Source organism: Bacteroides sp. ET336, from assembly GCF_024733815.1.
Lineage (GTDB): Bacteria > Bacteroidota > Bacteroidia > Bacteroidales > Bacteroidaceae > Phocaeicola > Phocaeicola cellulolyticus.
On sequence record NZ_JANRHK010000007.1, the window covers coordinates 73,184 to 89,376 of the forward strand.

The 16,193-nt window shown below is 39.2% G+C and carries 10 protein-coding genes; 1 reads left to right on the top strand and 9 read right to left on the bottom strand.

What is annotated here, in order from left to right; genetic code table 11:
* Positions 1-7: 7 nt before the first annotated feature.
* The 3 genes from NW213_RS08580 to NW213_RS08590 form a co-directional block, all read right to left on the bottom strand.
* Complete coding sequence (locus tag NW213_RS08580; protein ID WP_204392140.1) at positions 8-817, bottom strand: glycoside hydrolase family 16 protein; 810 nt, start codon at positions 815-817, stop codon at positions 8-10.
* Between the two features lie 80 nt (positions 818-897).
* Positions 898-2,514: a RagB/SusD family nutrient uptake outer membrane protein gene (locus NW213_RS08585; RefSeq protein WP_239469126.1), complete on the bottom strand. Its 1,617-nt coding sequence runs from the start codon at positions 2,512-2,514 to the stop codon at positions 898-900.
* A gap of 19 nt (positions 2,515-2,533) precedes the next feature.
* Positions 2,534-5,638: a TonB-dependent receptor gene (locus tag NW213_RS08590; protein WP_258322493.1), complete on the bottom strand. Its 3,105-nt coding sequence runs from the start codon at positions 5,636-5,638 to the stop codon at positions 2,534-2,536.
* Between the two features lie 308 nt (positions 5,639-5,946).
* On the opposite strand from NW213_RS08590, the gene NW213_RS08595 reads away from it, so the two are divergent.
* A complete protein-coding gene (locus NW213_RS08595) occupies positions 5,947-9,885 on the top strand; it encodes a response regulator (RefSeq protein WP_258322494.1) in 3,939 nt (1,312 codons plus the stop codon).
* A 73-nt stretch (positions 9,886-9,958) separates the two neighbouring features.
* On the opposite strand, the gene NW213_RS08600 is transcribed toward NW213_RS08595, so the two are convergent.
* The 6 genes from NW213_RS08600 to NW213_RS08625 form a co-directional block, all read right to left on the bottom strand.
* Positions 9,959-10,375 carry an ACT domain-containing protein gene (locus NW213_RS08600; RefSeq protein WP_154043944.1) on the bottom strand — a complete coding sequence of 139 codons (417 nt, stop codon included), beginning with the start codon at positions 10,373-10,375 and terminating at the stop codon, positions 9,959-9,961.
* A 126-nt stretch (positions 10,376-10,501) separates the two neighbouring features.
* Entirely contained in the window at positions 10,502-11,803 is a 1,302-nt protein-coding gene (locus NW213_RS08605) for a phenylacetate--CoA ligase family protein (protein ID WP_235339517.1), read from the bottom strand.
* 42 nt (positions 11,804-11,845) lie between these two features.
* The gene (locus NW213_RS08610) at positions 11,846-13,159 is read right to left on the bottom strand and encodes a pyridoxal phosphate-dependent aminotransferase (RefSeq protein WP_258322495.1); all 1,314 of its coding nucleotides are present in this window, start codon (positions 13,157-13,159) and stop codon (positions 11,846-11,848) included.
* A gap of 22 nt (positions 13,160-13,181) precedes the next feature.
* Positions 13,182-13,763, bottom strand: a complete 582-nt coding sequence (locus NW213_RS08615) for an indolepyruvate oxidoreductase subunit beta (RefSeq protein ID WP_154043947.1) — start codon at positions 13,761-13,763, stop codon at positions 13,182-13,184.
* Positions 13,760-15,382, bottom strand: coding sequence for an indolepyruvate ferredoxin oxidoreductase subunit alpha (locus NW213_RS08620; protein WP_258322496.1), 1,623 nt, complete (start codon positions 15,380-15,382; stop codon positions 13,760-13,762). The genes NW213_RS08615 and NW213_RS08620 overlap by 4 nt, the downstream gene beginning before the upstream one ends.
* 8 nt (positions 15,383-15,390) lie before the next feature.
* Positions 15,391-16,152 (bottom strand): amidohydrolase, encoded by a 762-nt coding sequence (locus NW213_RS08625; RefSeq protein WP_258322497.1) that lies wholly within the window; start codon positions 16,150-16,152, stop codon positions 15,391-15,393.
* Positions 16,153-16,193: the final 41 nt, after the last annotated feature.

Genomic DNA, 16,193 nt, shown 5'->3' on the forward strand with positions numbered 1-16,193 from the left:
ATATTTATCATATCTTTGTCACCTTAACCCAATCAATCCATAATTCTCCAGGAAGGTCATTGTCATCTATTTCTCCAGGCCATGTAGGGTTGCCGTTCAATTCTCCTCCAAGAGAAAAATTCAATATTATGTCATAAAGATAGTCACAAAACGGGAACTGCATTTCTTCGGAAGGCAGATTTTGGTTTTCATATCTCCATGTTTCAACACCATCGATATAAAAAATTACAGCTTTCTCTGTTCTATCGGCACCATAAACATGATATTGGGTTACATCGAAATCTGTAGGACGATTAGGATTGGTCACACCGGCAGAACCATAATCACCGTTTATGTAATATGTATGCACGGTCTGATATACATCATAAGGGGTTCCTTGTACCCATTCCATGAGGTCAACTTCACCACCTCTAGGCCATACAGGCGCATTTATCGGCATCTGCCATATAGCAGGAAAACCACCTTTTACAAGTTTTGTCAATCTGGCTTTTACCTCCAGACGAGTATTACAAGGAAAGCCGTTTTTTGTTCTGATACCACCATTTTTATATACTCCGTCTTCTTTTGAAGCTTTAAGTTTGAGTACACCGTCTTCCACCTTAACATTTTCGTATCCTTTGACGTATTTGAAATGTTGCGACCAGGCATTGTTTGCATGTTTACATAGTTCCCATACGGAAGTATCAGGGATAGAAGAATCACCAGAAAAATCATCCATAAACAATATATTGCCATCATTATGGCCGTCGCATGATGAAACTGACATACCAAGCAATATAAAGAAAGATGATATAAGAGTGTAAACTTTTTTATACATAATTCTAATATTAAAATCAAGAAGGTTAATAAAAATAGGGTTGCCTTTTGAGCAACCCTATTATTCAAACTCTTATTATATTATTTCCATTCATCATGTTGTACGAGTTGCTTATTGGTATCAATTTCACCCTGTGGTATTGGCCAAACTTCATCTTGCGGGCCTCTATAGCTGAAATCATAAACAGCAAAATCATCACCATAGAACTCTTTGTCATGTTTCATTCTTTCGACAGCATTTTTCCATTCACCCCATCTGTACAAATCGGCAAGCCTTAAATCCTCGAAAGCAAGTTCCACTCGTCTTTCGTGTCTGACTATATCTCTCAACTGATCTTGTGACAAATTTTTGCCTTCGACTTCTTCTACAGCAGGCATACCAACTCGTGCTCTGACTTCATTGACATACTGGGTTATTTCCGCTTGAGGCAAGCCTTTTTCCACTTTAGCCTCAGCCATAGAAAGCAATACTTCAGCGTATCTTATGATGTAATAATCCAAGCTTCCATCGTATTCATTTGCTGTATTTTCAGGAGTAAACCATTTTAGAATGCAAGCTGTTGATTTTGCCGGAAGATTATTGGTATATTCTTTTCCATTCCATGTCATTCCAGGCAACATTAATGTTGCTTTAAGTCGTGGATCACGGTTTTCGTATCTTGCATAGTCAGGATTCTCTCTGGTATGACCTCCCTTTTCCTTACTACCTTTAAATAATTGAGACTTCTCAATAGGCAATCCGTCAATACAATAAAAATCATCACTCAGGTTCATAGATGCTTCAATAGCATTAAGCGGGGCACTCCAACATACACCAAATGTACTACCTTCCTTTAATCCCGGACCAGTGAAATGAACACTCAAGAGGACTTCATCACAGCCTTCGTTTTCTTCTTTAAACAGATTTCTAAAGTTTGCTTCGAAATCCGAGCCATCACCTGATTTAAATAAAGAAACTTTACCGATAACATTATTATAAGCTTCAATAGCATCATCCCATCTTGCATCAAATAAAGCAATACGTCCCATTATAGCATAAGCAGCTTCTTTTGACATTCTTCCTTTCTGTTCTGTACCTTTATCAGGAAGGCTAGGATTGTTTGTCTTCAAATCAGCCAAAATATTATCAACTATATTCTTTTTCAGTTCCTTTGGAGCTTCCGGATTTTCCAATGTCAAAGGTTCTGTAATATAAGGAACATCCCTGTATAGAGAAATTAGGTTGCAATATCCTAATGCTCTCAAAGCAATAGCTTCAGCCTTAATTGCATTTTTTGATGTATCTTCCATAGGAATGCCCTCCACTTTAGAAAGAAGGAGATTACAGCGCTTAATCAACTCATAGTTTGCATTCCAGTAGTTAGAGAAACATCCGTCTGTCGTAGCAGAAGTACCTTTAGACACTGTACTGCCCTGCATCCAGTCTCCCCATGTATGTTGTCCGTTATCAGTACTGGTTTCACGCATAAGGAATCCGAATCCTCCACCGTCAACATTATCATCATACAAATGATCAGACTGTAAAGCGTCATAACAAGCCGCTAGCCCCATTAAAGCATCACTTTCAGACTGCCAGAAAGTATTATCCGAAACCTGGTTTGGATTATTCAAATCCAGAAAACTGTCAGAACAAGAAGTTGCTGTAATAAGCAATCCAGACAACAACAATCCTCTGTATATATTTAATCTAAATTTCATAATAGTAAGTTTTTATAGTTTAAAAGGTTATATTCACACCAAATGAGAATGATTTTGCATTTGGATAATTATCATTTCTTGTATCGTCAGCTCCCTTTTCAGGATCCCAGTTATCCAGTTTTGTGAAAGTAAGCATATTGGTTCCTGCAAAGTAAACACGTAATTTAGAGACTCCAAGTTTTGAAATACTGCCAAATGTGTATCCAAATTCAAGATTTTTCAATCTCAGATAACTTGCATTTTCAAGCCAGAATGAAGAGAACTGCTCGTTCATTGTATTACCAAGTGCAGGCATTTTTCCATCAGGCGTTTCTGTTGTCCATCTGTCCAACCATCTGTCAGTAAAGTTACCTCGGATATCAGTTGTAGTTTCCCAGTTATAACGGTAAATACCAGCGACTCCCTGCCAGAAAGTTGAAATGTCGAATCCCTTCCATCCTGCACCAATATTTATACCATAAGTGTATTTAGGAAAAGGATTACCTATGATAGTTCTGTCTTCTGGAGTAATGTTATCATCATCGTTAATATTCTCATACATGATATCACCAAGTTTTGGAGCAACACCGTTTTGTTTTATCAGTTCACCTTTCGAATTTGTTCTGTTCAGATCGGCCTCTGTCCTGTACAATCCTATAGCTTTATAAGCATAATATGCACCGATAGGTTCACCGACACGGTTTATAGTCTGTCCGCTGATACGTTCATACAATCCACCCATATAAAGAATTTCATTTTTCACGTGCGACAAGTTAAATCCTGCATACCAAGTCCAGTCACCTTTACTGTCATTGTAGTTTACATTCCATTCCCATCCTCTGTTTCTTACAGTACCAACATTCTGATAAGGAGCTGAAAGAGAACCAAGGAAAATATTAGGCATAGCCAACTGCATCAAGATGTCAGAAGTCTTTTTATCAAACCATTCAAAAGTAGTTTGAAGTCTATTATTAAAGAAACCAAGATCTATGGCCGCATTGATTGTTCTGGTTGTTTCCCATTTTATATTCTCGTTAGCGATAGAAGTAGATACCATACCTGTCTGTGGGTCTTTGCCTTGGTCAAAATAGTAATTACCGGAAGCTCCCAGACTTGAGAGATAAGCGTAACTTCCTATCTCCTGATTACCCAGTTTACCCCATGAGAAACGAAGCTTACCGAACAACCATTGATAATCTTCCATAAATGATTCATTGGTAAACACCCAACCTGCCGAAACTGACGGGAATGTTGCATATCTGTTACTCTTCGGCATACGTGAAGAACCATCACGACGGACATTTACTTCGAAAAGATACTTGTCTGCATAGCTGTAGTTTACACGTCCGAAGAATGATTGCAATCTATATTCGCTACTTTCACCTATTGCTGACGGATTTTTTGAACCTCCGTTAAGTTCGTAAATATTTTCTGTAGGGAATCCTTCTATTCCTGCCGTAGTTGTTGAACTCTTATAAGTTATAACAGAATGACCAAGCAATACATTAAGACTGTGCTGTCCAAACTTCTTGTCATAAGTAAGAATATTCTCATTTGTAACGGTTGCATCTCTCCAATAATAATCTTCCAACCTATTGTTCTGACCAGGAGCTTTCAGCAAGTTACCTTCCGCATCATATCTACCTAATTCCTTAGGTGTATATTTCTTGGTAGCATTCATATAAAAAGCATATGCCAGACTTGTCTTAAACTTCAAGCCATCAATGATATCAATTCCTGCATAAGCCTTACCGTTAAATCTCCATGTCTCGTCCAGTCTATAGCCTTGTTCCATAAACTGCACAGGATTCTTTACCAACTCAGCATTTTTTAGCGAACCGTCAACATATCCATAATATCCGTTTGAATACATTACAGGTACAGTCGGGCGCGAGAACCATGACAAATAACGCATTACGCTGGTTTCACCACTTGGGGCAATGGAAGCAGGCTGGTCTATATTATTCTTATTGCCCGAAACATTCAATCCAAAATCAAAAATACCCAATTTACTATCTACATTAGATCGGAATGAAAACTTTTCCGCACCTGTTTTTTTCATTATACCTTCTTGATTTGAATACGAAATAGAAGTCATATAATGAGTATTTTCATTACCACCAGAAACAGAGAGATGATGTTGATGCATACCTGCATTTCTGAAAACTTCATCCAACCAATTTGTATTTGCATAATGATCCGGATCTGAACCGTCTTTCAATTTTTGAAGAGCAACAGTATCATATGTATCTGGAGCCACATCGTTTTTCATCAAGGCCCAATGATAGCTGTCAATATATTTAGGCAACATAGGAGTCTGAATGGTATAATTTCCTGAATAGTTTACAGAAACTTTACCGGCCTTACCTCTTTTGGTTGTAATAAGTATAACACCATTGGCAGCACGTACACCATAAATGGCTGCTGAGGCTGCATCTTTCAATACTGAAATATTCTCAATGTCTGCCGAAGGAATATCGCTCATTTGTGAAAGTGTACCTTCAACCCCATCAATTATTACCATAGGATTATTGTTTCCGAATGTACCGACACCACGTACACGCACTTCCATATCTTCCTTACCTGCCTGACCACCATTCTGGCTGATAACCAGACCAGGCATACGTCCCTGTAACAATGATGTAGTATTGGAAGTGGGAACATCCTGAATATCCTTTGCGGATACAGAAGATACCGATCCTGTCAAATTAACTTTTTTCTGAGTTCCATATCCAACAACGACAACCTCTTCCAAAGTTTCGGAATCTTCTTTAAGACTTACGCTTATATCCGTTCTTCCGTTGACTGCGACTTCTGTAGTTTTATATCCAATATACGAAACTACAATCACGGCATCTTTCGATGAAAGATTCAATGAAAAACGGCCATCTAAATCTGAAATTGTTCCATTATTTGTTCCTTTCTCAAGTACATTCACACCTATAAGTGGTTCACCTTTATCGTCAACCACAGTACCTGTAATAGTAAAGTTCTGCTGTGATACAGATACTAGATTAAGGTTCTGGTTTGGATTTGTCTCTGAATAAGCATTAATTGCGACAAGCAAACCTACGGTTACGGGAATTGACTGTAATAAACATCTCCTCCATGGAGAATTCAGTCTGAAAAAAATGTCTTTTTTCATAGGTTTTTGTTTTAAGTTAACCATTCAATAAAATTGAGTTAAAAAAAATAAAATACGGTATTAATAAGTTAGTCTTTGTATTTTTCATGCTGCAAAATTATATAATAGACAGTTTCATTACTTTTAAAAAATGACTTTAGATTTTTAAAAATCGACATAAATATATGATTTTCAATATTGTTATAGTATTTCTTGCATTTTTTGAAAATAAAGAATTGAAAAAGTATCTTTTAAGATTAAACATTAAAAGACATTATATATTGAAGTATTATTATTACATTTGTAAAAGTAAACCTCAAAAATCCAATATGAAAGTCTCACAGATAATATTATTTGTAATAATTATTTTAAGTTCGTTGCTCCATGTCAGCAAACTATATGCTGACTATTCATATAGCCAGATATATTTACCGTCTGATGTTCCTTCGGTAGTTCATTGCATTTTTAAAGACAAGTATGGGTTTATATGGATGGGCACAAGAGCAGGTTTGTTCAGATATGACGGCCAGAATATCAAAGATTACAATAAGGATAAAAACTCACCGTTAGGAAGCTATATCTATAAAATATTCCAAGACAATAACGGCCATTTATGGGTGCTTACCAATAAAGGTATTTGTATATACGATTACTCAATAAATGGATTCAGCATAATAGAAAACGATGATAAATCTCCACTGATAGCTTCAAGTGCCATAGTCAATAAAGGAGAAATCATATTGGGAGGAAAAAATTTCATTTATACCTACGACATATATAAAAAGAAAATAAAAGATCTTATATCATTCAACCTGCCCAATGATTATAATGTATCAAATATGATTCTTTCCGGCACTGATACACTAATATGTAGCGACAGATGGTACGGAATGAGAATTGTTGACTTGAAATCAAAAAAATCATACGCTGCTTTTCCTGAATGTGGAAATGATATAATATGCACATATCAAGACAATGAAGGGAAAATCTGGATTTCCTCGTATAATCAAGGAGTGCACTGCTATGATAAGAACCTCAGAATCCTTAATTACTATTCAAAAAAGAATTCAGGAATAAGCAGTGATATTGTACTGAGTATTATTGAACACAAGGGCGAAATATGGTTTGGTTCTGATGGAGACGGAATTTCCGTACTAAATCAAGAAAGCGGTATTTTTAAAGTTCTAAAACATATACCAAGCGAAAACAACTATTCTTTACCTTCAAATTCTATAATATGCCTGTATGAAGATTATTATAGGAACGTATGGATAGGCAGCATTTACTATGGAGCCATATGTATGCATGAAGTTTCGATGAGAACATATAAGGATGTCCTTCCTGGCGACAATAGCGGACTGACAAACAGTACCGCACTGTATTTATTTAAGGAAGGAAACGACAGGCTGTGGATTGGTACAAATGGCGGAGGATTAAATATGTACAATCTTAGTAATGGAAAATTTTCTCATTTCCCATCTACCATAGGTGATAAAGTAACTTCTATCTGCGATTTTGGAAAGAATAAGCTCCTTATATTTAATTTTGCCGAGGGAATTTTTGTTTTTGATACAGTCACAGGAACAAAAAAACCTTTTATACTTATAGATAAAAAAACTAACGAAGAACTTTGTAATCACGGTAATTCCGTTTTCATATACAGAAATACTCCTAAATCTATATTGTTCCTTGCGAATTTTGTATATTGGTATGACGAAGAGACCGGAAAATTTGATACTATTAAAGAAAAAAATAATGTTGACCTTGGTATCGGTTCTCTGGTTGCCATAGGAAATGACTCCATCTATACATACATTAACGATATAAATAATGTTTACAGACTGGATAACAGGACCAAAACATTGGAAATGATTTTCAAGGTTTCAAACGATGCTTCAATTACATCAGTAAGCATAGACAATTCAGGGATAATTTGGGTTGGAACAGATAAAGGGTTAATCAGATACGACAACAAGAATCACACACACGAGTGGGTAAAAACAGAACTGTTCAATCGTGTATCTTCTGTAGTATGTGTAAACAATAAAGTATTGGTAGGAGCCGAATCCATGCTATTCTGTTGGGATGTCGATAAACAGAAGTTTTTATTTTACGGAGAATCGGATGGCGTGATGCCTAATGAATATATGCCTAGCTCGAAATTCGTAAATTCTGACGGACGGATTTTTATGGGCGGAGTAAGAGGATTATTAAAAATAGACAAACTGCTGGATTATGAGAGTACGTCTGCACTTTCTCTGAATCTTTCTGAAATAGAGCTTAACGGCATGAAAACTTTTTTTTCTACCGATGGCCAAATACCGGAACTGAAGATGTCTGAATCAGGTAGCTTGATTATAAGGGTATTTGCTAACGGTGAAGATATTTTCAGAAAGAAAATGTATAAATTTCAAATATATGGACCTGATATAAAAAAGAATATCGAGACATACAGATCAGAGCTTGCTTTGCATTCATTATCGGCAGGTAAATACCGGATATTGGTATCATGCAATACAAAAGATGGTAATCAGACAAACGAAAAATGTATTCTGACACTTAAGGTCATTCCACCATGGTATAAGACCAAATGGTTTTTCCTGTCATGTATTCTGCTTTTGGTATTAGTATTCATTTACATAAACATTTTGATAGTCAGAAAAAAGACAGAAAAACACAATCTTATAATCAAAGAACGTGAAAAGCAAATGTATGAGGATAAAATTCGTTTCCTTATAAATATAAGCCATGAATTAAGAACCCCTCTTACGTTAATACACGCACCATTACAGAGAATATTGAAAACTCTGGATATGGAAAATCCATTATTGCTTCCTCTGAAGGGTATCTACAGGCAGACTCAACGCATGAAGAATCTTATAAATATGGTACTTGACGTGAGGAAAATGGAAGTTGGCAACGGAAAACTCAATTTAAGTATAACTGATGTGAACGAATATGTAAAATACATAGGTCAGGATTTCATAGAGGAAGCAAAAGCCATTGGAGCCAATGTTGTGTTCAAGCTAGATAATTCTGCAGGTGAAATAGAAGTGGACAAACAGAAATTTGACAGCATACTTACAAATCTACTAATCAATGCTCTGAAACATTCTTTCAGTGGTGGGATTATAACTATATCTACAGAAAACATTGTTGAAAGTGATTCCGTAAAAATATCAGTATCCGATCAGGGACATGGACTTAAAGGAACAGATCCATCCATGCTTTTCAGACGGTTTTATCAAGGAGCCGGCGAAGAGACCGGAACGGGAATAGGATTGTCATACTCAAAAATCCTGGTTGAAATGCATGGAGGAAAGATTGGGGCATACAACAATGAGGATGAAGGTGCAACATTCTTTTTCGAGCTTCCAAGAAGACAGGATGACACTAAGGCTTACGAGCCTAAACAGTATATGAATGAACTGATATTCGACTTTAACGGAGATGATAAATCAGAAGGGACGAAACTTACTGACATGGATACATTGTCTTATACTGTTATGATAGTAGATGATAATGCCGACTTGAGAAGTTTCCTAAAATCGGTACTGAAAGAGTATTTCAAAAAAGTCATTACTGCTTCCGAAGGTGAAGAAGCCCTGTTACTTATAAAAAGCCATTTACCGGATATTGTAATAAGTGACGTTATGATGCCAGGCATGAACGGATATCAGTTATGCAAATCAATTAAACAGGACTTTTCAATAAGCCATTTGCCTGTAATTCTGTTGACTGCAAAGGACGATAACGAAAGCAGAATAAACGGTTATAAAAATGGAGCTGACGACTATATCCTGAAACCGTTTGATATTGATATGCTTCTGGAGGTCATTAAAAACAGGCTCAGAAACAGAGACATAGCACGTAAAGCATATTCAGATACAGGGAAACTGCCTACAGCAGAATCTACAACATTCAGCCAGGTAGATGAATCGTTTATCCTTAAAATGAATTCAGTTATCAATAATCATATGAGTGATCCGGAATTGGGAGTACACACCATTTGCAAAGAGCTTGGAATGAGCCGCACTTCGGTATATAGCAAATTGAAAAACCTTACCAATATGGGAATAAACGATTATATTAGTAAGGTCAGGATGGAGAAAGCCATTGAACTACTTCTGGAAACCGACATGTCGTTTGTGGAAATCGCTGTAAGTGTAGGATTTACTTCGCAAAGCTATTTCAGTACGGCATTTAAGCAATATACAGGAAAAACGCCTACGGCATATAAAAAAGAGATGAAAAAACAAGACCGATAATTCTTAAAAAAATAACTGGTCAGGTGAGTTTGATATTTTCACCTGACCAGTTGTCTTATTTAAATAAATTCTATTATAAATCCCCTTTCTTCAATACTGTGCAGCCTTTTGCTTCAAGCACTGCCAGGCATGCCTTGAGGTCGTTAGGCTTTATCACCACATGTGCCTTGTCATTTTGAGCAAAAGCATACATATATTCAATGAATATTTTTTCTTCTGCCAGATACTCCAAAATTACAGCAAGAGAACCAGGTGTATTGTCACAACTGAGGCAGATAACTTCGGTTGACATAACGGCAAAGTTCTGTGCACGCAAAACCTCAACAGCCTTATCAACATCAGATACGATAAGGCGTAGAATTCCGAAATCTGTTGTCTCAGCCATACTGAAGGCATGCATGTTTATGCCGTTCTGTCCCAATGTACGGACTACATCGTTTATTCTTCCTGTCTTGTTTTCCAAGAATACAGATAATTGCTTTATGGTCATAGTGAATGAGTTTTTAAGTTTTTGAGTTCTTTAGTTGACAAGTTGACGAGTTAACAAGTTGACGAGGTTGCCATCCGGATGGAGAGCCTTGTCACCTTGTAACTGTAGTCTTGTAACATATTTATTTTACACCAACTTACGGTTATCTATCACCCTCTTCGATTTTCCCTGACTGCGGGCTATGCTGTTAGGTTCAACCAACTTGACATCGGCACTGATAGAAAGTACACTCTTCAGTTTGTCGGCAAGTGATTTCTTCAAGGCTAGCATTGCTCCAATATCATCGCTGAAGAAATCGCGACGCACTTCAACCTGTATTTCCAGAGTATCAAGATTGCCTTTGCGGTCAACTATCAACATATACTGAGGTTCGAATTCCTTCATCTCGAGGATGACACTTTCCACCTGTGAAGGGAACACATTGATACCGCGGATAATGAGCATATCATCACTTCGTCCCATGATAGGAGTCATACGCACTGATGTACGTCCGCACGGACACGGAGTGTCAATAAGAGATGTCAGGTCTTTAGTACGGTAACGGAGCAATGGCATTCCTTCTTTGGTAAGCGTAGTAAAGACGAGTTCACCCTGCTGTCCGTAAGGCAATGGCTGAAGTGTGTTAGGGTCGATTATCTCCGGGAAGAAATGGTCTTCGTTGATATGCGATCCATTCTGCTCCTGACACTCGTATGATACACCAGGTCCCATTATTTCGCTCAGACCATAGATATTGTAACCTTTCAGTCCGAGACGTTCTTCTATTTCCTTACGCATATTTTCTGTCCACGGTTCTGCACCGAAAGCACCGATACGAAGACCAAGATCATTCTTGGTAAGCCCCATCTTCTCCATCACTTCTGCCAGATACATAGCATACGATGGTGTACATGCTATACCGGTAATCTTCAGATCGCGGATAAGACGGATGTGTTTTTCTGTGTTACCTGTAGATGCAGGTATAACCGTTGCTCCAAGATTTTCCACCCCGTAGTGTGCTCCCAGACCACCGGTGAAGAGTCCGTAACCGTAACTAACCGAGAATGTATCATCACGCGTAACTCCGTATGCCGTAAGACAGCGTGACATCACTTCCGACCAAATAGCAAGGTCTTTACGTGTATATCCCACAATGGTAGGATTACCGGTTGTACCTGAAGACGCGTGTACACGTACTATCTCCGATGCGGGCGCAGCCTGCAATCCATACGGATAGTTATCACGCAAGTCCTGTTTGGTAGTGAAAGGAAGTTTCACTATATCGTCAATACTACGGATATCATCGGGAGACAAGTCCATCTCCTGCATTTTCTTTCTGTAGAACGGGACATTATGATAAACATATGTCACCAGTTTCTGAAGTCTTTTCCCCTGCAGCTCGCGCATCTGTTCGCGAGGCATACATTCCTTATTCTCATTCCAAAACATGGGTATTATCTTTAATCGTTAATGTTATATTTGCAAATGTAATTATATAGGATGGTCTGCCTTAAAGGCTTTCATTCGTTCTTCAAGAACAGGATAAAGTTCTTCCCTCATGCGAGATGTGCATGCACGTACTCCCTGCTGATCGCTTCCTGTTGTGGAAAGTGAAATACTGCTGACTCCATAATACATAAGTTCCTCGAGCAACTCTCCTCCTGTCATGCCTGGATACCCCAAAGTGAAGAAGAAACCGTCACCAACCTTTTGGTGTACATCATAATCGTAAACAATACTGAATCCGTTGTCGGTAAATATCTGTTTCATTCTGCGTGCGCGACGTTCATACTCACGTGTATCCTCTACGAAGTCTATCACTCCTTCAACGGATTTATTCAGCATTTCCGCCATAGCATACTGTGTTGTGGCAGTACATCCGGAAGTTATCATATACATGATGGATGCAATGAATGTAGGCCCGAATATTCCAGAGTCCTCATATCTCTCTGCAAGTGCAGGATACTGTTTGTCGAAAAGCTTGTCAGAAATACATGCCAGTGCGATACGCTGACCGGCATAACTGAAGATTTTCGAAGCAGAAAGCATAAGGATATAATTGTCGGTATATCTTGCTACTGTAGGCACGTACGGCTCCTGATACGGACGACCGAACGGACTGCGGAAGTCCATACAGAAATATGCCTGGTCTTCCATCACTATTGTATCATACTTGGTGGCAAGTTCGCCTATTATCTTCAGTTCATCCTCATCCAGACAGAACCATGCAGGATTGTTCGGATTGGAATATACTATCGCGGCTATATCTCCGTCAGCCATCATGCTTTCCAGTTTAGCACGGAGAGCCTCACCACGATAATTATATATATCAAAAAGTTTCCATTTGATACCGAGAATACGCAACTGCGATTTCTGGATAGGAAAACCTGGATCTATGAACAGAACCTTGTCCTTTCCCGGAATGCGCTGTGTACATGCTATGAATGCTCCGAACGATGCAGCCACAGAACCTGTAGTTGGCAGACATGCATGCGGGGAAATGTCAATATTTATGAATGCCTTTACGAAACGAGATGCCGCATCCTTGAGTTCCTGAACTCCGGCTGCAGCGGGATACTGTGCCCCCAATCCTTTGTCGAGGGCAGCCTTTTCGGCTTCAATTCCTATTTTGTTGGCAGGCAGCCCCGGAGAACCCTGGTCCATACGGATGAAAGGTATGCCTGTAAGCTGCTCCAGACGTGATGCCACAAGCAGAACATCGCCTATAGTAGCATTGCGTAGGTCGGCAACCTTCATCTCTTTTACCACCTGCTCTACTAATTCTTTACTGAAGACTTTACTCATAATAGTTTTTGTCTTAAATTATTCATTTGGAAGCTGCAGCCTCATAACCTATATTAAAAGCACGATGGTTCATTTCTACTACAGCCTCACCCTTGGATCCGAAAATTCGTTCTATACTGTCATAAAGAGTTTTCTTGTCCAAAATCTTAAAACAGGCAGCTGCCGCACCTAAGAGAATCACGTTTCCGCATTTAGGCATATTGTTTTCCTTGGCTATAGCATCAATATCAAGCGAAACCACATTTGGAAGAGAATTAAGCTCTGCCATTACAGCATCAACATCCGGATAATTCGGAATATTCTTGAACGGAGTGGAAGATGTTATAATCCATCCGTCCTTGGCAAGATATGGCAGATAACGCAAAGCTTCCATCGGTTCAAGAGAAATAATCATATCTGCTCCTCCAAGAGGAATAAGGTCGGAAGCTATAGGTTTGTCAGACAGACGGAGGTTTGACTGAACATCACCACCGCGCTGGCTCATACCGTGAACCTCAGCCTGTTTCAGATTCAGTCCGCTGCGTGTGGCAGCCTCGCCTATTATGGTTGCGATGGAGAGGATACCTTGTCCTCCCACACCGGAAAGAATTATATCTGTTTTCATTTTTTTTCGGCTCTTTTCTGTTTCAATTTACGGTTAAGTGTCTGCATACATTCTCTGCGTGGAATAATCACTGATACACCGTTATACTCAATCTCTTCACGTATAATACGTGTAATTTCGTCCATGTTCTTAGGCAGCGGCACTACTACACGCACATGTTCCGGCTCAACCCCAAGACCAAGGCAGATAGCCTCGAACTTGTTTGTTCCTGCTGAATCCTGACCGCCTGTCATGGCAGTGGTTAGATTGTCAGAAATTACTACAACGATATTAGACTTATCATTCACAGCATCAAGAAGTCCTGTCATACCGGAATGAGTGAAAGTAGAATCGCCGATAATGGCTATTGAAGGGAACTGACCTGCATCGGCTGCACCTTTAGCCATGGTGATAGAAGCACCCATATCTACACAGCTGTGCAAAGCACGGAAAGGAGGAAGTGCTCCTAAAGTGTAACAGCCTATATCACCGAAAATTTTTGTATCGGCATACTCGGCAGCCACTTTATTCAGAGCGTCATATACATCACGATGTCCGCATCCATTACAAAGTGCAGGCGGACGTGGAACTACATTCTGAGCCGAAGGATATACTTCTGTGTCATCCATACCTAATCCGGATTTTACATAATCAGGATTGAGTTCACCTGTGCGAGGCAATGCTCCGCTCAATCGTCCTTTAACCACATACTGTGAAGGCAATACACCGCGAAGCTGTTCTTCCACGAAAGGCTGTCCGTCTTCAACCACCAATATTTCCTTACATGAGTTTACCAAAGCTATTATCTTATCTGTAGGCAGAGGATATTGTGATACTTTGACAATAGGATAAGGACATCCGTCAGGATAATTTTCCATTACATAATTATATCCTATGCCGCAAGCTACTATACCCAAATCAGCCTTCTCGGAAGATATATTCTCTGCCTTATTGAAAGGTGACTCTTCAGAAAGCTGGCGCAACACCGGCTGAAGCCCGATCACTTCTTTATTGCGACGGCGTGCATTTGCCGGTAAAAGAACCCAATTGGCAGGAGAAGAAGGCCTACCTGTAGAAGTTACCTCAGAAGCCTCATCTTTAACAGCTACATTGGCACGCGAATGCGCCATGCGTGTGGTAATTCTCATAAGGACAGGAGTTCCCTCGCACTCTGACATTTCGAAAGCATACTGCATCATGTCGTAAGCTTCCTGTTGTGACGAAGGTTCAAGGATAGGAATCATGGCAAACTTGCCGTAAAATCTTGAATCCTGCTCATTCTGAGACGAATGCATTGAAGGGTCATCGGCTGCAACCACTACAACTCCCCCATTTGTCCCTGTCATACCGGAATTGACAAAAGCATCGGCACATACATTCATACCTACGTGCTTCATACACACCAAAGCACGCTTGCCGACATAACTTACTCCAAGAGCTGCTTCCATAGCGGTCTTTTCGTTAGTACACCAGCTGCTGTGTAATTTCCGTTCTTTTGCCAAAGGATGTTCCTGTATATATTCTGTTATTTCTGTAGAAGGCGTACCCGGATAAGCATATACTCCGGAGATACCTGCATGAATGGCTCCCAAAGCTATAGCCTGGTCGCCCAAGAGTAATAATTTCTTATTGTTTTCCATATTTCGAGTTATACTATTTCAAAAGGATCGGCATCGTTCAATACCGGGAATTTCTTGCGGAATGCTTCCAATTCCGACATATCTATTTCTACAACAGCCTCGCAAGCCTTGCCGTCTTCACAAGCTTCGATTATTTTTCCGTATGGTTCAATTACGGCACTTCCTCCTATGTAATCGCAGTTCGGATCTTTCCCTACTCTGTTAACCCCCACTACATAACACTGGTTTTCTATGGCTCTCGCCTTGAGAAGCATCTTCCAGGCTTCTACACGTGGAGTAGGCCAACTTGCAACATAGAAAGCAATATCATAATCATTCCTGTTACGACTCCATACAGGGAAACGCAGGTCATAACAAATTTGCAGCAAGATCCTTACATCCTTATAATTGACTATAACACGTCGTGTTCCGGCTGTAAAGTGCTTGTGTTCTCCACCGTAAGTAAACAAATGTTTCTTGTCATACCATTCCACTGTTCCTCCTGGATGTACAAAATAGAGTCTGTTATAATACTGACCTTTTTCCTCCAACGCTATACTGCCGGCAATAGCACATTTCTTGCGCTGCGCCGTATGTTTCATCCACTCTAAGGTTTTGGAATCGGATTTTTCCGCAATACCTTCCGGATTAGTACAAAAACCGGTAGAAAACATTTCAGGCAATACGAAAATATCAACACCTTCATATCTGTTTATAATTTCGTCTGCTTTTTCGATGTTGGCCGAAGGATTGGCCCAAACAATATCCGTTTGTAAAATAACTATTTTCATGCTTTTCACATTTAGAAGAGCCCAAAGGTAACAATTTAATG

Excerpts from the sequence above, each read along its gene's own strand:
- NW213_RS08580 (WP_204392140.1), bottom strand. The coding sequence starts at position 817 with ATGTATAAAAAAGTTTACACTCTTATATCATCTTTCTTTATATTGCTT.
- NW213_RS08585 (WP_239469126.1), bottom strand. The coding sequence starts at position 2,514 with ATGAAATTTAGATTAAATATATACAGAGGATTGTTGTTGTCTGGATTG.
- NW213_RS08590 (WP_258322493.1), bottom strand. The coding sequence starts at position 5,638 with ATGAAAAAAGACATTTTTTTCAGACTGAATTCTCCATGGAGGAGATGT.
- NW213_RS08595 (WP_258322494.1), top strand. The coding sequence starts at position 5,947 with ATGAAAGTCTCACAGATAATATTATTTGTAATAATTATTTTAAGTTCG.
- NW213_RS08600 (WP_154043944.1), bottom strand. The coding sequence starts at position 10,375 with ATGACCATAAAGCAATTATCTGTATTCTTGGAAAACAAGACAGGAAGA.
- NW213_RS08605 (WP_235339517.1), bottom strand. The coding sequence starts at position 11,803 with ATGTTTTGGAATGAGAATAAGGAATGTATGCCTCGCGAACAGATGCGC.
- NW213_RS08610 (WP_258322495.1), bottom strand. The coding sequence starts at position 13,159 with ATGAGTAAAGTCTTCAGTAAAGAATTAGTAGAGCAGGTGGTAAAAGAG.
- NW213_RS08615 (WP_154043947.1), bottom strand. The coding sequence starts at position 13,763 with ATGAAAACAGATATAATTCTTTCCGGTGTGGGAGGACAAGGTATCCTC.
- NW213_RS08620 (WP_258322496.1), bottom strand. The coding sequence starts at position 15,382 with ATGGAAAACAATAAGAAATTATTACTCTTGGGCGACCAGGCTATAGCT.
- NW213_RS08625 (WP_258322497.1), bottom strand. The coding sequence starts at position 16,152 with ATGAAAATAGTTATTTTACAAACGGATATTGTTTGGGCCAATCCTTCG.